Source organism: Arcobacter sp. CECT 8983 (assembly GCF_004118855.1).
GTDB lineage: Bacteria > Campylobacterota > Campylobacteria > Campylobacterales > Arcobacteraceae > Halarcobacter.
On record NZ_PDKF01000005.1, the window covers coordinates 19,735 to 35,748 of the forward strand.

Here is a 16,014-nt window from a genome sequence, read left to right on the forward strand (position 1 = left end):
TTAAAAGGAATAAATCTATGAAAGAATTTTAAAAAGTGTTACGAAAGTAATTAGAAATCTTCTCAATATCTTCTTGAGATTTAATTTCAATCTTAAAATAATTTTTTTCAGCTTTAACTTTTAGGTCACTTTTTTGTAGTTGTTCAATAACATTATCAAGTGGTTTAAAGTCATAATTTTTGGGAGTTTTTTTGTTCTTTTTTATATTTTTCTTATCGCCAGCTTTTAAATCTCTAATTAAAATTTCTGTTTCTCTTACAGAAAGTTTTTGTCCAATAACTGAATCTGCAACTTTAATTTGTGTATCATCATCAAGTCCAAGCATTACTTTTGCATGACCTGCTGTAATCTTATCGTTAGCTAAAAGTTGTTGTACATATGAGCATAATTGTAACAGTCTTAATGTATTAGTAATAGATGTTCTACTCTTAAATACTTTTTTCGATAATTCATCATGGGTAATATTATGTTCATTGATTAGTTGTGCATAAGAGAAAGCTAATTCAATAATATTTAAATCATCTCTTTGAATATTCTCAATTAAAGCTAATTCTCTTAATTTAAAATCATCAATATTTACAACTGTAGCTTTAATAGTATCCAAGTTTGCAAGTTTATGAGCTCTTAATCTTCTTTCACCTGCAACTAATATATAACCATTTTCTTCTTCAATAACAGTAATTGGTTGAATAAGACCATGTTCAACAATTGAGTCAGATAACTCTTTTAATTTTTCTTGATCAAATATCTTTCTAGGTTGATTTGGGTTTGGTTTAATTTGATCAACTTCTAACTCAATAATTCTTCCATATTTAGATTCACTATTTGAGTTTCCGTAAGCTGTTTCTACTTCACCTAATAATTCTCCAAGTCCTCTACCTAATGCCATATTAAAATCCTAATATTAAATTAAATAAATTATCCAGCAATTGCACGTGCTAGATTTGTGTATGCTTTTGTTCCTGGTGCCATTGCATCATAAAGCATGATTGGCTTACCAAAACTTGGGCTTTCTGCAAGCTTGATATTTCTAGGAATCACAACATAAGAACTCTCATCTATTTTGAATAGTTTACTTTCAAAATGCTGCGCCAAATCAGCAAAAACCTGCTTAGACAGGTTATTTTGAGCACTATACATTGTAGGAAGGAAACCTCTAATTTGTAATTGTCTATTAATAGTTTGCTTAACTAACTTTATAGTGTTTAATAATTGTGCTAAACCTTCTAGTGCAAAAAATTCACACTGAATTGGTATTAAAACAGAATTAGCAGCACTTAATGTATTAATTGTGATTGGTCCTAATGCAGGAGGAGAATCAATAATTATATAATCATAATCTTTTTTTACAGGGTCAATTTTTCTTTTTAAAACTAACTCTCTATCTTTCATATTTTTATAGAACTCTTTTTCAATTCCTACCAAGCCAATATTTGATGGTGCTACTTTTAAGTTTTCAATTTCCGAGTCAAGGATTATCTCTGTTAACTCTTTTGTTCCAAGCATCACATGGTAAATATTATACTCATATGTATCTCTTTGAAAACCTAATGATGTAGTTGCATTAGCTTGTGGATCTGCATCAATTAATAAAACTTTTTTACCTTCTAGTGCTAGTGCAGCACTTAGGTTTACAGCAGTAGTAGTCTTTCCTACCCCACCTTTTTGATTTGCAATTGCAATAACTTCAGTCATCTTAAACTAAAAACCTTTTTATCGTCAATTTGTATAGAGCCATCACTATTTAAAATGGCATTTTCCAATGAAATTTTTTTATTTTCAATTGTAGCTTTATATTTTCTACTCTTATGGAATTCTATCTGAAAATAGTTAAAGATTTCCTTCCAAGATGATTTTTTTTCCAAAGTTTTGAAATATAATTTTAATATGTGATTTTTGTCAATTTCTATATCTAGTCTTCCAAATTCGTTATTTACATTTTGTAAATTCACTCCTATGCCACAATAAACTAAATCTTTTGTTGCTGTTGTAATAGTTCCACCAATTTTTTTATTATCAATATAAAAATCATTTGGCCACTTTAACCATAGTTTTGAACCTTGACTTTGCAAAATTTGTTTTAATATATAAGAAAAATATATAGAGGCACTTTGTAGTTGTAAATCTTTTGGTAAATCATTTTTAGAAACTACAAAAGAGAAAAAAAGATTACCTTCTTTACCTTCCCAAGAGTTTCCTCTACTACCAATTCCATTACTTTGATGATCTGCACTAACACATAAAGCAGAAGTGAAACCTTCTTTTTTAATAAGTTCTTTTAAGTAAATATGAGTTGAATCGACTTCTTTTAAATTTATTATTTTCATAAATGATTATACATAATTATTTTTCAAGACATTATTAAATATAATCACTTAAAAAAGAAGAACACTATGCTTGATCCTGTTTTACCTATAGCCTTATATTTAGGTTTTGGTTATTTATTTAAAATCTTTTTTAAAGATAATTCAAAAGAACTAGTAGAGTTTATCATCTACTTCTCCCTTCCTGCTATTGTATTTGCTAAAATTTACCCTTTAGATTTAACATATGAGACATTAGAGCTAATATTTATGTTCAATACTATTATTTTAGGAAACTTGATTTTAGCTTATTTTGTAGGGAAACTACTCAAACTTGATAAAAAAGTACTTGCTACATTTATGATTATTGCAACTTTTGGAAACACATCATTTATAGGACTTTCATATATTAATACATTTTATGGTCAAGATTATGTAGTGTATGCACTTATTTATGATTTATTTGGTTCATTTCTTCTACTTGTTAGCTTAGGAATGATTATTATCAACTGGGGAAGTGGTCAACATGTTAACTTTAAAGGAATAGTTAAAAGTGTTATCTTTTTCCCACCAATTATAATGTTCTTTTTAACAGTATTTGCAAAAAACTTTGAAATGCCCCAATTTATAATGAATACTATGGAAACTATTGGAGCTACACTTGTTCCAATTGCAATGATTGCTATTGGTATGAAATTAGAGCTAAAAAATATCTTCTACAAACTAAATGTAGTGACATCAGCAATTATTATTAAGATGTTTGTTGTTCCTGTAATTGTATTATTTGCTTTTTCTATTTTTTATACTTTAGATGATACATGGAGTAAAACAACTATTTTAGAAGCTGCTATGCCTCCTATGACTATGGCGGTTGTTTTAGCTATAAAAGGTGGACTTGATGAGAGATTAGCAATTAATGCTTTAGTTATTGGGGTATTATTATCATTATTAAGTGTTACAGGTTTTTACTACTATCTTGGATAATAGTAAACTTACTGTAAAATATCACCAACAGATATTCTTTTTCCTTTTAGAAAATCTACTGCACTAACAGCTTTTTTTGAAGGTGCTTGTAAAGTTTGAACTTCTATAGAACCCTTTTTACAAGCTATTACAACTGAATCTTTATTTATTTCAAGGATTTTACCTTCTTCATTAAAAGATTCTTCTTCTACAAGTTTTACATCTTTTAGTTTTAAGCCACTTTCTAAAAAAATACCTGGCCAAAAAGAGTATGCTTTATATTTTAAATATAGTTTTTTTGCATCTAAAAGATTTACTAAGCCATGTTCTTTTTTAATCTTTTTACAAAAACTCACTTGCGCTTGATTTTGTTTTTTTGGATTTATCTTTTCATAATTATCTAAAGTTGTAATAGTTAAACTTGCAGCAATATCAGATAGTTTTGAAAAAGCCTCAACAACATCCATAGTAGGAGTGATTTTTAAATACTCTAAACCTAAAATATCACCACTATCAAGTCCTTCTTCCATAAGCATAGAAGTTACACCTGTATATTCATCATCGTTTAGTAATGATTCTTGAATAGGACTTGCCCCTCTATATTTTGGTAAAAGTGAGGCATGAAGGTTGATACAAGGAGCAATATCTAAAATCTCTTTTGGTAATATTTGTCCATATGCAGCAACAATTATAAAATCAGGAGCTAAAGCTTTAATCTCTTCTTCAACTTCTTTATTTGCTCTTAATTTTAAAGGTTGAAAAACTGGAATATCTAAAGAGTTATCTAAACAAAACTGTTTAATATGAGGAGCAGTTAAAACTTGCTTTCTTCCTACAGGTTTGTCTGGTTGAGTATAAAGAGCAACAACATTATAAGAACTATTAATTAGTCTTTCAAATATCTTTGTTGCATAGTCTGGTGTTCCCATAAGCACAATTCGTTTAGACATATTACTATCCTTTTATAATCTTCTAAAAGAGAAGATATTTATTAAAAATTAGATTTGTTTTTTAAATAAAGTTCCACTTTTATGATTTTCATCAACTAAAAAATCATAAGCATTTGTTAAATCAAAACCTGATGATAAATACATCATTTTGTTTCTTTTTAATAAAAAGTGTGCAGCTTTTAGTTTAGTAACTATACCACCTGTTGCAAATTCTGAGTTTGGAGTATGTTTCATCTCAAGTTCATCATCTTCAATAAAGTTTACAATTTTTCTCATTTTTGCATCTGGATTCTCATGAGGGTTTGAATCATATAAACCATCTACATCAGAAAGTATTGCTAAAATATCAGCATCAAAGAAATGTGCAGCATGTGCTGCTAATTGGTCATTGTCACCAAATAAAAGCTCTTTATTTGCAATTACATCATTTTCATTTAAAATAGGGATAATATCATTACTTAAAAGTATTTCCATAACCCCTTTTGCATTTGCTGATCTTTTTCTTGAATCAAAATCTTCTTCAACTAAAAGCATTTGAGCACACTTAAGACCATGTTCTCTAAACCTTTTTTTATAATGTTTCATTAATAAAGGTTGTCCAATAGCTGCCAATGCTTGTCTATTTAAAATTTGTGTACGGTCTAAATCTAAAGCAGTATTTCCTGCTGCTACTGCACCAGAAGATACTAAAATTACTTCTAATTTTTTTTCATTTTTTAGTTTTGCTATTAAATCAACTAAATTGTTTAATCTTTCAATTGCTAAAACACTGCCTTCTCTTAAAACAGCACTTCCTACTTTAATAACAACTCTTTTCATTATTTATTTTGTCCTAGTAATTCATATAGAGCAAATCTAATTGACTCTGTATTTAAATGTGTCACCGAAGAGATTGGTAACACGAAAAATGGCTTATTCTCATCAAATTTTGAATAAGTTAAATCTTGTACATAATATGGTAAGGATTTATCAAAACCATATGAATTCTCTTTTGATACTTCTAATCCTATTTCTTCAATAAAATCTTTAATATCAGCTTCTAAATCTTCTCCATAATAAGCATCTGTTTTAGTTAAGGCAATAGCAAAATTTCTACCACTAAGTTCTTCAGAGAACTTTTTAACTTCTTCTTTTAAAACTTCATACTGTTCTATTGCTGTTCTATAATTAGCAATATCAATAGTAAATAATAAAGTTTTTGTTCTTTCAATATGTCTTAAGAACTCTAATCCTAAACCTCTTCCATCACTTGCACCATCAATAATTCCTGGGATATCTGCCATTACAAATGAATTATATTCTCCAACTTCAACAACTCCTAGTTTTGGAGTTAAAGTTGTAAACTCATAATTTGCAATCTCAGGAGCTGCATTTGATGTAGTAGAAATAAGTGTAGATTTTCCAACATTTGGATAACCAACTAACCCTACATCTGCAATAAGTTTTAACTCAAGTCTAATCTCTTTACTTTCACCTGGTAATCCTGGCTGAGAATATGTAGGTCTTTGATTTCTTGAGTTTTTAAAGTGAGTATTACCTAAGCCACCTTTTCCACCTTCTAAGAAAACTTCTCTTTGACCTTCTTCTAAAAGGTCTAATAATACTTCATCTGTTTCATTATCAATTACTTGTGTTCCTGGAGGAACAACTAAAACCATTGGTTGTGCAGATTTTCCAGTTCTTCTACCACCTTCACCTTGCTTACCATTTTCGGCTTTTAAAATTTTTCTTCCTTTATACCAAGATAAAGTGTCAGTATTACTATCAACAAGAAATACTACATCTCCACCTTTTCCACCGTCTCCACCGTCAGGTCCACCTTTGATAACAAACTTCTCTCTTCTAAAAGAAGAACAACCTTGTCCACCCTTTCCTGAGGTTACAGTGAATTTTACACTATCTACAAACACATTAAATCCTTTTTTAAATGTTTACTAAATAAGGCTCCTTATAAAACCCATTATTAAGAAGGGATCTTACAAGGAACCTATAATTTCTTTATATTAAAAAAGGGTGTAGGCAAAATGCACTACACCCTTTTGAGAAAATTGTTTTAATTAAACTTTTTATGAAGCGTATACAGAAACTTTTTTTCTAGTTTTACTTTTCACGTCAAATTTAACTACACCATCAATTAGTGCATAAATTGTATGATCTCTTCCGATTCCTACATTTTCTCCACAGTGTACTTTTGTACCTCTTTGTCTAATAATGATGTTACCAGCTCTTACTGTTTCTCCACCAAATTTTTTAACACCAAGTCTTTTTCCAGCTGAATCTCTATTATTTTGAGTACTTCCTTGACCTTTCTTGTGAGCCATTTCTTATCTCCTTAAATTATGCAGCGATTTTAGTAATTCTAATTTTAGTGAAGCTCTTTCTGAAACCTCTTTTTAACTTAGAATCTTTTCTTCTTCTTTTTTTGTAAATGATAACTTTTTTAGCTCTATTTACACCAGTTCCATCTAATACAACCTCTGCTTCAACTTTTGCAGAAGAAACAGCATCACCAGTTTTTAATTCACCATCATTAACAGCTAAAACATCAGTGATTTCAAGAGTTTCTTTAGCAGCTTGACCAGTATAATCGATATCTAAAACATCACCTTCAGTCACTTTATACTGCTTACCACCACACTTAATAATTGCGTACATATTTATTCCTCTAACTTATCAATTCTTTATTAACTTTTTGCTTTAACGGGACGAAATACTATCCAATTGTAGTTTAAAGTTTCTTTAAGCGTAAATGTTTATTTTAATAATAATCGTATGGTTGAGCAATTGCATCAATTACAATCATTGAATTCATTGGTAAACCTTTAGCTGATATAGTAGTTCTTACAGGTTTGTGTTCACCAAATGCTTCAGCACAAAGAACATTTACTACACCAAAATCTTCCATATTTTCTAAATAAATTGTTATTTTAATTACATTATCCATACCACATAATGCGTCATCTAGTAGATTTCTTAAGTTTTCAAATACTTGTCTTGTTTGAACCTTAATATCTCTTTCAACCATATTTCCATCTACATCTAAAGGTACTTGACCTGAAGTATAAATTAGACCATTTGCTTTAACAGCTTGAGAATAAGGACCAATTGCTGCTGGTAATTTTTTAGAGTTGATTTTTTCCATCTATATTTCCTAAAAACTTAAATTTAGAAAAATTATATACTTTTTTCTTAAATATTTAATTAAAGATTGTAACTTACAAGTTTACCTTGTTTTAATTGTCTTAAATTGTCTTGCACTTTTCTTAGTTTAAAACCTTTTTCTTTCAAATTTAATGTTTGATCATATTTTAAAGAAGTCAATTTTTTGGTATAAAAAGTATAAAGTAATACGATTAACTCTTCTTTTAATCTTTGCTCATCATAAACTTCAAGTTTATCATTTAATAAAATCCCATTTAAAGATATATTTTCTGGATCACTTATTAAAAGTTCAAACTCGTTTTTATGGTATTCAAACATAGATATATCCACAATATCAAGTACCATATCTAATCTCTTAGGATTTTCTAATATTGACCTAATAATACAAAGTTCTGCAATATCTATTTTACTTAAATTTACATCAGTTCGTCTAACTACATCAGAACTAACTTTAATAAGATTTTCTCTTACATTTAGCTTTTGAGCTAAATATCTTTTGTATTCATCTTGGTACAATTCACTTAAAGTTTTTAAATAATCATTTGTCTCTATTAATGCTTTTTGTTTCTGACTTGGAATATTTATATCATATTTTGAAATTATATAATCAATAGTATAAGAAATAAAGTTTTGAGGATTTGAGAAAATTTTATTTAACTCTTCTATCTTACCTTCTTTAACCATATCAGCGGGATCTCTTCCTTCCCCAAAGATAACAACTCCACCTTCAAAATTTCCTTGAGAAAGCATAACAGACGCTTTATATGCAGCAGCTAATCCTGCTTTATCTCCATCATAAGCTAAAATAATTTGAGGTTCTCCTCTTCTTAAAAGAGGTAAATGATCCTTTGTAAGTGCAGTTCCTAAAGTTGCAACTGCTGTATTAAATCCTGCTTGATGAAGCATAATTACATCTAAATATCCTTCAGTAACAATCATTCTATTTTTTTTATAAATATTCTCTTTTGCTAAGTTATAGCCGTATAAAAGTTTTGATTTGTTAAATAGTTTTGTCTGGGGAGAATTTATATACTTTGCATTGTGTCCTGAGATTGTTCTTCCACCAAAACCAACAACTTTGCCACTTTGTGAATAAATAGGGAAAGTTATTCTTTCAATAAATCTTGCATATAAACCATTATGCCCTGTATCAATAAGACCTAAATCTTTTGCTTCTGCAAGATTAAGATGATTGTTTTTTAAAAAGTTGATTGTATCATTGGAATAAGGAGCATAGCCAATTTCAAATTTTTCAACTGAAAACTCTGAAATTCCCCTACTTTTTATATACTCTTTTGCAGTTTGATTTGAAACAAAAAGCTTTTGATAAAATTTATTTGCTTCTTCTAAAACTTTTGTGTCTTGTCTTTGTTGATTAACATTATCATATGTTAAAGTAACATTATACATTGAAGCTAATTTTTCTAAAGTTTCAGGATAAGAAAGTTTTTCATACTCCATTACAAACTTTATTGAGTCACCACCTACTCCACATCCAAAACAGTGATAGATTTGCTTTTGAGGACTAACTACAAAAGAAGGAGTGTCTTCACCATGAAAGGGGCAACAAGCTTTAAAGTTTGCACCACTTTTTTTTAATTCTAAAAACTGAGATATTACATCTACAACATCTAGGTGATTTTTTAAATTTTCAATTGACTCTTTTGTTATCATTTTGGGATTATACCCAAAAATTTATAATAGTATATGTGCTTTTATGATATGATATTTAATATTTTATAATTAAGGCATTTCTTGGATAGTTTTATTATTGAATATAGGGACCCTTTATTTGGTGTAATTATATTTTTTACTTTAATTTTTACCATCTCATTTATAACATACTCTTTCTCTCTTTATAAAGAAAGAAGAGCAAGAAAAGATTATAGAGAACTTCTTAAAAGATTTGAAATAGGCAAACTAAAAGAAGAGGATTATGTACATCTATATAAAACCTATAATCTACCATTTGATTCTATTATTTTATTAGCATCAACTTTTATTCATAAAGGTAATTACAATAAAGCAATTTCTGTTTATCTTGCACTTTTAGAACATGTTACAGATAGAGTAAAAAAAGAAGAGCTTTTAGAGCTACTAGGAACCACTTATTTTAAAGGTGGTTTTATGCAAAGGGCAAAAGAGATTTTTCTAAAAATCTTAAAGTTTTCACCTAGAAATACCCATGCTTTAAAATATTTACTTGTTGTAAATGAAAAACTAAATGACTATAAAAGTGCAAAAGAGATCATAGATTGTTTAGATGAACTTGGAGAAACAATCTCTAATGATAAACTATTTATTGAAACTCTGATAATAATAAATGACCCAGTAAAATCTTTTGAAAAAAAGAGCATGGAACTATTTGATGTTTTAAAAGAAACCCCACAAGTTCAAAGATTAATCGCTAAGTTTTATCTAACATATAATAAAGAGTTCTTTTGGGAAAATATAAAACTTTTTGATACTACAAAACTAACTGATTTAATGTGGTATTTAAATTTTGAAGACATAGATTTTGAAAAGATTTCAGAAGATAAATTTTTAACAGAACTATTTAATGCAAAAGGATACTTAAACAATATAAATCATAGTGATGATTTTGTTTTTGATATTTTGATTGCACTTAATAATCATGAACATAAAATTCCGGCAACAATTGATTTTGAGTTTATTTGTTCTTCATGTAAACATATTCATCCTATGTTTGAAGCTAGATGTCCAAACTGCCAAAGTATATTAACATTTGATGTAAAACACCATCTAACAAAGGATTTAGTTGAAAGAAATCAATCTCTACAGTGATGGTTCCTCTTTAGGAAACCCAGGACCTGGTGGCTGGGGTACAATCTTAGAGTACAAAGGAACTGAAAAAGAGCTTAGTGGAGCTCAAGATAATACTACAAATAACCAAATGGAACTTAAAGGTGTAATTGAAGGACTTAAGGCTTTAAAACAGCCTTGTAAAGTTAATATTATTTCAGATTCTACTTATGTAGTTAAAGGTATAAATGAATGGTTAAATGGGTGGGTTAGAAACAATTGGAAGACTTCTGCAAAAAAACCAGTAAAAAATGTTGAATTATGGCAAGAATATATAAATGTTTCAGAAAAACACACTATAATAGCAAATTGGGTTAAAGGGCATGCAGGACATTTTCATAATGAAAGATGTGATATACTTGCACGAACTGAAGCGGAAAAATTAAAAGGAGAGAATAATGGATGATTATTCAAAATTAGAGAAGTGTTTGGATTATCAGTTTAAAAACAAGGATCTGATAATCGAAGCACTTACTCATAAAAGCTATAAAAAGCCTTATAACAATGAAAGGCTAGAGTTTTTAGGAGATGCTGTATTAAACTTAATAGTTGGAGAATATTTATTTAAAAAGTTCCCTAAATCAAATGAAGGTGAACTTTCTAAAATAAGAGCTAGTTTAGTAAATGAAACAGGTTTTACAAAACTTGCCAATCAAATTAAGTTAGGTGATTATATTTTTATTTCAAATGCAGAAGAAAGAAACAAAGGTAGAAGTAAAGCTTCTATTCTTTCTGATGCTTTTGAAGCAATCATGGGTGCAATATATTTAGAATCAGGCTTAGAGGTTTTAAAACCTATTATTTTAAAACTTTTAGAAGAATCATATGACAAAATCAATCTTGATGTACTATTTAGTGACTATAAAACTGCTTTACAAGAGATTACTCAAGCACAATTTGGAACAATTCCTGAATATAAGATTGAAGGTTCTTATGGACCTGATCATAAAAAAGAGTTTGAAGTATCAATTTGGATTGATGGAAAATCTTATGGTAAAGCCATAGGAAAAAGTAAAAAATTAGCCCAACAAGCAGTTGCAAAAATAGCAATTGATAAGCTAAAAGGAAATGTTTAATGAATAGTTTTGGAAATAAACTAAAGTTTACTACTTTTGGAGAAAGTCATGGAAGAGCTTTAGGATGTATTGTTGATGGAGTTCCTGCTGGGATTAATATAGATGAGTCTTTTATTCAAGCAGAAATGGATAGAAGAAAGCCTGGACAAAATGCTTATGCAACTCCTAGAAAAGAGTCAGACAAAGTAGAAATTTTAAGTGGTGTATTTGAAGGTAAAACAACAGGTACTCCTATTTCTATGGTTATTTTTAATGAAAACCAAAAAAGTAGAGATTATACAAATGTAAAAGATCTATTTAGACCTGGTCATGCGGATTTTACATATTTTGAAAAGTATGGAGTTAGAGACTACAGAGGTGGAGGAAGAAGTTCTGCTAGAGAAACAGCTGCAAGAGTTGCAGCTGGTGCTATTGCAAAACTTTTACTAAAAGAATTAAATATTGAAGTTGTAAGTGGTATTTGTGAAATTGATGGTATCAAATCTTCAAAACTTGATTTTGAATTTGCTAAAACATCGGAAATATACACTTTAGACAAAAATAAAGAAGAGTTCCAAAAAGAAGCTATTATAAATGCAAAAAAAGATCATAACTCAGTTGGTGGAGTTGCTTTTGTAAGAGTTAAAAATGCTCCTGCTGGTCTTGGGGAACCTCTATACAACAGACTTGATGCACAAATTGCTAATGCTATGATGGGAATCAATGCTGTAAAAGCTGTTGAAATTGGAGAGGGAACTGAATCAAGCTCTAAAAAAGGTAATGAAAATAATGACCAAATGAGAGCTGATGGTTTTAAAACTAATCATAGTGGTGGTATTTTAGGTGGTATTAGTACTGGTGCAGATATTGATACAAAAGTATATTTTAAACCAACACCATCTATTTTTATTAAACAAGAGACTATTGATGTAAACAACAATGAAGTTGATTGTGAATTAAAAGGAAGACATGATCCTTGTGTTGCTATAAGAGGAAGTGTTGTTGCTGAATCAATGATGTCTTTAGTTATTGCAGATATGTTACTATTAAATATGAGTAGTAAAATTGAAAATATTAAAAAAGTTTATAATTAATTAGATGATTTACTTATTTTTTAAGATTCTTTTTGTAGTATTTATTTAATCCTTTACTTTGGTCAAGTTGAAAGGACAGCGGGTTTTGCCCGCTTTTTTTACTAATACTTTGCTTGTATTTTATCCTATTTAGAATTTATACTTAATTCCTACTCCAATAACCCTCTCATCAGCATATGTTGCAAGAGAGACAAGTGAACTTGATTGATAATATGTTATATATTTTTCATTTGTTAAATTTTTAGCAAAAGCATAAATATCAAAACCTGAATATTTATAACCAATTTTAGCATCTAATGTCGTATAGCCTTTATTTTTTAAAAATTCTTTTTGTCTATCATCATAAAAATATAAAGAACCTTGATTTTTTATATCACCTCTTGCATAAAAACCATTTGGATTGTAATATGTAATACTTAAACTTGCTGTATGAGAAGGAGTATTTTCTATTTTATTTCCACTAAAATTATAATCACCTGCATCATATGAATCATACTTCGTATCTATAAAACCAAATGCTCCATTTATCTCTATTGTATCAGTTGGAAGATAAGTAAAATCAAACTCTATACCTTGAGAATGAGCTTTATTGGCATTATCTGTATAATAATTTCCTAATACTTGTTTATAAATATGAATATCATTAATATTCATTCTAAATATTGATGCATTTAAGATAAGATCATCAAAAATACTCTTTACTCCAATTTCATAGTTTATAGATTCTTGTGGTTCAAACCTATTATTCTTTTCATTTGAAGAAGAGGCAAAGCTATTAAATCCACCTGCCATATAGCCCTTTGAAATAGAAAAATAAGTAGTAAAATTGTCATTTATTTTATAAGACAAAGCACCCTTTGGAATAAAGACATCCCAAGTCTTATCAGCATTAAAATCAAAACTTGAAGTGCCGTTATTCACCTTCATATCTATATCTTTTTTTATTCTTTGATACCTACCTCCTAGTGTAAAATCAATATTATTATTTAAAGGTATAATCATTTGGGAGAATATTGCACTAGTGTCATTATTACTAGTTGAAATTGCATTTGCATATGCAGCTTTTACTCCTGACATATAAAGGGTTTGACTATAAGGGTCTTCTTCAATTTTGTCAGAGTCATAATACAATCCTCCTATCCATTTAATATTTTCACCCTTATTTGATACTCTTATTTCATTAGAATAAGTCTCAGTATTAGTATTTCTAGTCATAAAAGAGCCATCAAGAGTGGTGTTAGCTGTAAAATCAATATCATAAGTACTTTTAAAATCTGTATTTTTATGTGATGTAATAGCTTCAAAAAGATAATTATCCGTTTCATATTTTAAATTTAAACTCTGAGTATCTATTTCATTTTTTTCAATTGTAGGCATATCAAAGTTACTATTTTCAACAGATTTCTTACTAAATTGATCTAAACTCACTACATTTTGTAAGACGCTATAATTTCCCCAATAATTTTTTGTTTTTTCCTTTTTAACTACTAATTTTGTAGAAAAGTTATCAGTAACTTTAAAATATAAAGATGAGCCGAATTTATAACTTCTTTCTTTTGCAGCTTTATCATTATTATCATAACTATTTGTAATCCAACCATCATCAGAAGATAATTGAGAATTTAAATTTAGAAAAAGTTTATCTTTAAGTATTGGAGTATTTAGATTAAAAGTCTCTATATTATAGTTATTACTTCCATATTCAAAGCCAATACTTCCATTTATTTCATTAGATGGTGATTTTGTTATTATATTAATAACTCCTCCAATTGCATCCTTTCCATATAAGGTTCCTTGTGGTCCTCTTAATACTTCAATCTTTTCTATGTTTTCCATAGAAATCTCAAATGCATTTCTACTACTTGTTGGGACGCCATCCACATAAATTACAATTGGATTTGAATTAGTAAACATTGAAGTATTTAAACCCCTAAAATTTATAGCTCCTCCATGGTTTTCAGGATTCATATACATATTAGGAATTATCTTTATTACATCAGAAACACTTTTTATACCTTGCATTTCAATACTCTCTTCATCAATTATTGTGATACTTTGAGGTACATCTTTAATATTTTCTTCTACTTTATTAGCAGTTACTGTGATCTCATCTAGTTTATTAATTGAATTACTTGCAAAAATAACTTGACAATTAATTAATACAAATAAAAAGATTTTTAATTCTTTTTTTAAATACATCTATTCTCCTATATTAATAGTAATTTAAGTATTATTATATTTTAATTAATACTAATTATCAATATTTATATATGTTTAAAAGGAATATTTTTATGACTAAAGGTAATAAATGAGTAGATACATTTCATCAAATGAACTTTGGGATACTATTTGCAAAAAGTTGTGTTATCCCAACAGTAATAGAGGGAAAAATAATATTTTTATAAATGATGATTTTGGAAAAATAAATGTTAACCATTTTAGTACAGGATTTGGAATTATCTATTCTTCTTTTGTTGCAAATTTTTATGAAGACACCATACTTGAAAATTGTAATTCATATAATTCATCTTTTCTAAGTTTTAATACAGGAAACACTATTTATATGAAAGATTCCTTTACTAAAAATGAAATGCAATGGGATTCAAATATTTGCCTAAACGGAGAACAACATTCAGGGCATATATCTTTTTCTAAACACAAAAAAAATCAACAAGTTATAATGCATTATATTGGTTTAGATAATAACTTATTTAAAGATTTTATACAAAATAATCAATATTATAAAGATATTGAACCTTTATATAAAAGTGAACTTATTGAAGTGAATTTTAATAATTATATTAATAAACATCAAAAAACATTACTTAATGATTTACTTCTTACATCTTCATTAGAAGATAAACTTCAAACTTTATATTTAGAATCAAAACTGTTAGAACTTATTTATGCAAGTGTTAACTCTGTAGAAGTACAAAGTAAAATAAATGATATATACTTAAGTGCACAAGATATAGAATCTTTAAATAGAGCTAAAAATTTTCTAATTAATAATATAACCAACCCTCCATCATTAAAAGAGTTAGCCTATAAGTCAGCAATAAATGAATTTAAATTAAAAAAAGGATTTAAACAAGTTTTTGGGAATACAGTCTATGGATTTTTGCAAGAATATAGATTATTTAAGGCTAAAGAGCTTCTTGAATTTAATGAAATAAATATAAATGAAGCCTCTTTATTAGTTGGATATAAATGTTCAAGTCATTTTAGCAAAATATTTAAAAAACAATTTGGAATATCTCCATTGGAAATAAAAAAAGAGAATCGTCGCAAAATTTATTATTAATGATTTATTTTACTTTTATTAGTTTATCTTGCACAAAATCACTAAATGTACTTAATACATTTTTATGTTCTGTAGCAATAAAAACTGAAGTTCCATTCTCTTTTAACTCTTCTATAGGTAGATTCTCTTTATTTGGAAGAATTAATACATTAAAATGGTTTTCTTTACACTCTTTTATGATATCATCACTTGTATGAGGATGAGTGTTTTTGATTAACTTGACTTCTGTTATATTTTGTCCTGTAACATCTAATACAGTGAGATAATTAGATTCTTCAAATGAGCTTTCTACTTTAGATAAGTAACTCATATTTTCATTTGTAGGGAATACTATTCTATTCATAGCAGATCCTTTTTATT

The 16,014-nt window shown here is 28.1% G+C and carries 18 protein-coding genes; 6 read left to right on the forward strand and 12 right to left on the reverse strand.

Translation table 11 applies throughout. The features are described 5' to 3' along the window. Nucleotides 1-28: 28 nt before the first annotated feature. From CRV01_RS07370 to CRV01_RS07380, 3 genes are read right to left on the reverse strand one after another with little or no spacing between them, the layout of a single operon-like run. The gene (locus CRV01_RS07370; RefSeq protein ID WP_129007570.1) at nt 29-889 is read right to left on the reverse strand and encodes a ParB/RepB/Spo0J family partition protein; all 861 of its coding nucleotides are present in this window, start codon (nt 887-889) and stop codon (nt 29-31) included. Between the two features lie 29 nt (nt 890-918). After that, entirely contained in the window at nt 919-1,695 is a 777-nt protein-coding gene (locus CRV01_RS07375) for a ParA family protein (RefSeq protein WP_129007571.1), read from the reverse strand. Further along, nucleotides 1,692-2,327: a biotin--[acetyl-CoA-carboxylase] ligase gene (locus CRV01_RS07380; RefSeq protein ID WP_129007572.1), complete on the reverse strand. Its 636-nt coding sequence runs from the start codon at nt 2,325-2,327 to the stop codon at nt 1,692-1,694. The genes CRV01_RS07375 and CRV01_RS07380 overlap by 4 nt, the downstream gene beginning before the upstream one ends. 66 nt (nt 2,328-2,393) lie before the next feature. On the opposite strand from CRV01_RS07380, the gene CRV01_RS07385 reads away from it, so the two are divergent. Continuing rightward, nucleotides 2,394-3,287, forward strand: coding sequence for an AEC family transporter (locus CRV01_RS07385; RefSeq protein WP_129007573.1), 894 nt, complete (start codon nt 2,394-2,396; stop codon nt 3,285-3,287). A gap of 8 nt (nt 3,288-3,295) precedes the next feature. Here CRV01_RS07385 and fmt read toward each other — a convergent pair whose 3' ends face one another. The 7 genes from fmt to dnaG form a co-directional block, all read right to left on the reverse strand. Beyond that, nucleotides 3,296-4,216 (reverse strand): methionyl-tRNA formyltransferase, encoded by a 921-nt coding sequence (gene fmt / locus CRV01_RS07390; protein ID WP_129007574.1) that lies wholly within the window; start codon nt 4,214-4,216, stop codon nt 3,296-3,298. A gap of 48 nt (nt 4,217-4,264) precedes the next feature. Next, nucleotides 4,265-5,035, reverse strand: a complete 771-nt coding sequence (gene proB / locus CRV01_RS07395) for a glutamate 5-kinase (protein WP_129007575.1) — start codon at nt 5,033-5,035, stop codon at nt 4,265-4,267. Further along, nucleotides 5,035-6,126 (reverse strand): GTPase ObgE, encoded by a 1,092-nt coding sequence (gene obgE / locus CRV01_RS07400; protein ID WP_129007576.1) that lies wholly within the window; start codon nt 6,124-6,126, stop codon nt 5,035-5,037. The genes proB and obgE overlap by 1 nt, the downstream gene beginning before the upstream one ends. A gap of 156 nt (nt 6,127-6,282) precedes the next feature. Next, nucleotides 6,283-6,537 carry a 50S ribosomal protein L27 gene (gene rpmA / locus CRV01_RS07405; RefSeq protein WP_129007577.1) on the reverse strand — a complete coding sequence of 85 codons (255 nt, stop codon included), beginning with the start codon at nt 6,535-6,537 and terminating at the stop codon, nt 6,283-6,285. Between the two features lie 16 nt (nt 6,538-6,553). Then, complete coding sequence (gene rplU / locus CRV01_RS07410; RefSeq protein WP_129007578.1) at nt 6,554-6,871, reverse strand: 50S ribosomal protein L21; 318 nt, start codon at nt 6,869-6,871, stop codon at nt 6,554-6,556. 103 nt (nt 6,872-6,974) lie between these two features. Continuing rightward, nucleotides 6,975-7,358: a Rid family detoxifying hydrolase gene (locus CRV01_RS07415; protein ID WP_129007579.1), complete on the reverse strand. Its 384-nt coding sequence runs from the start codon at nt 7,356-7,358 to the stop codon at nt 6,975-6,977. Nucleotides 7,359-7,417: 59 nt separating this feature from the next. Then, nucleotides 7,418-9,052 carry a DNA primase gene (dnaG, locus tag CRV01_RS07420; RefSeq protein WP_129007580.1) on the reverse strand — a complete coding sequence of 545 codons (1,635 nt, stop codon included), beginning with the start codon at nt 9,050-9,052 and terminating at the stop codon, nt 7,418-7,420. A gap of 81 nt (nt 9,053-9,133) precedes the next feature. Here dnaG and CRV01_RS07425 point away from each other — a divergent pair, with 81 nt between their 5' ends. The 4 genes from CRV01_RS07425 to aroC are packed head-to-tail and all read left to right on the forward strand — an operon-like array spanning nt 9,134 to nt 12,350. After that, complete coding sequence (locus CRV01_RS07425; protein ID WP_129007581.1) at nt 9,134-10,183, forward strand: lipopolysaccharide assembly protein LapB; 1,050 nt, start codon at nt 9,134-9,136, stop codon at nt 10,181-10,183. Further along, entirely contained in the window at nt 10,158-10,607 is a 450-nt protein-coding gene (gene rnhA, locus CRV01_RS07430) for a ribonuclease HI (protein WP_129007582.1), read from the forward strand. The genes CRV01_RS07425 and rnhA overlap by 26 nt, the downstream gene beginning before the upstream one ends. Then, complete coding sequence (rnc, locus tag CRV01_RS07435) at nt 10,600-11,277, forward strand: ribonuclease III (protein WP_129007583.1); 678 nt, start codon at nt 10,600-10,602, stop codon at nt 11,275-11,277. Before rnhA ends, rnc begins: the two co-directional genes overlap by 8 nt. Then, on the forward strand, nt 11,277-12,350 hold the full coding sequence (aroC, locus tag CRV01_RS07440; protein WP_129007584.1) for a chorismate synthase: 1,074 nt from the start codon (nt 11,277-11,279) through the stop codon (nt 12,348-12,350). Before rnc ends, aroC begins: the two co-directional genes overlap by 1 nt. A 129-nt stretch (nt 12,351-12,479) precedes the next feature. Here the strand turns inward: aroC and CRV01_RS07445 are convergent, their stop codons facing one another. After that, nucleotides 12,480-14,549, reverse strand: a complete 2,070-nt coding sequence (locus CRV01_RS07445; protein ID WP_129007585.1) for a TonB-dependent receptor — start codon at nt 14,547-14,549, stop codon at nt 12,480-12,482. A gap of 109 nt (nt 14,550-14,658) precedes the next feature. On the opposite strand from CRV01_RS07445, the gene CRV01_RS07450 reads away from it, so the two are divergent. Further along, nucleotides 14,659-15,654 (forward strand): AraC family transcriptional regulator, encoded by a 996-nt coding sequence (locus CRV01_RS07450; protein WP_129007586.1) that lies wholly within the window; start codon nt 14,659-14,661, stop codon nt 15,652-15,654. 4 nt (nt 15,655-15,658) lie between these two features. Here the strand turns inward: CRV01_RS07450 and CRV01_RS07455 are convergent, their stop codons facing one another. Beyond that, nucleotides 15,659-15,997: a hypothetical protein gene (locus tag CRV01_RS07455; RefSeq protein ID WP_129007587.1), complete on the reverse strand. Its 339-nt coding sequence runs from the start codon at nt 15,995-15,997 to the stop codon at nt 15,659-15,661. Nucleotides 15,998-16,014: the final 17 nt, after the last annotated feature.

Bases quoted from the DNA above. Each gene is read 5' to 3' on its own strand.
- CRV01_RS07415 (WP_129007579.1), bottom strand. From the start codon at position 7,358: ATGGAAAAAATCAACTCTAAAAAATTACCAGCAGCAATTGGTCCTTAT.
- CRV01_RS07385 (WP_129007573.1), top strand. From the start codon at position 2,394: ATGCTTGATCCTGTTTTACCTATAGCCTTATATTTAGGTTTTGGTTAT.
- CRV01_RS07450 (WP_129007586.1), top strand. From the start codon at position 14,659: ATGAGTAGATACATTTCATCAAATGAACTTTGGGATACTATTTGCAAA.
- rpmA (WP_129007577.1), bottom strand. From the start codon at position 6,537: ATGGCTCACAAGAAAGGTCAAGGAAGTACTCAAAATAATAGAGATTCA.
- CRV01_RS07375 (WP_129007571.1), bottom strand. From the start codon at position 1,695: ATGACTGAAGTTATTGCAATTGCAAATCAAAAAGGTGGGGTAGGAAAG.
- CRV01_RS07455 (WP_129007587.1), bottom strand. From the start codon at position 15,997: ATGAATAGAATAGTATTCCCTACAAATGAAAATATGAGTTACTTATCT.
- CRV01_RS07380 (WP_129007572.1), bottom strand. From the start codon at position 2,327: ATGAAAATAATAAATTTAAAAGAAGTCGATTCAACTCATATTTACTTA.
- proB (WP_129007575.1), bottom strand. From the start codon at position 5,035: ATGAAAAGAGTTGTTATTAAAGTAGGAAGTGCTGTTTTAAGAGAAGGC.
- aroC (WP_129007584.1), top strand. From the start codon at position 11,277: ATGAATAGTTTTGGAAATAAACTAAAGTTTACTACTTTTGGAGAAAGT.
- CRV01_RS07445 (WP_129007585.1), bottom strand. From the start codon at position 14,549: ATGTATTTAAAAAAAGAATTAAAAATCTTTTTATTTGTATTAATTAAT.
- rplU (WP_129007578.1), bottom strand. From the start codon at position 6,871: ATGTACGCAATTATTAAGTGTGGTGGTAAGCAGTATAAAGTGACTGAA.
- dnaG (WP_129007580.1), bottom strand. From the start codon at position 9,052: ATGATAACAAAAGAGTCAATTGAAAATTTAAAAAATCACCTAGATGTT.
- rnc (WP_129007583.1), top strand. From the start codon at position 10,600: ATGGATGATTATTCAAAATTAGAGAAGTGTTTGGATTATCAGTTTAAA.
- fmt (WP_129007574.1), bottom strand. From the start codon at position 4,216: ATGTCTAAACGAATTGTGCTTATGGGAACACCAGACTATGCAACAAAG.
- CRV01_RS07370 (WP_129007570.1), bottom strand. From the start codon at position 889: ATGGCATTAGGTAGAGGACTTGGAGAATTATTAGGTGAAGTAGAAACA.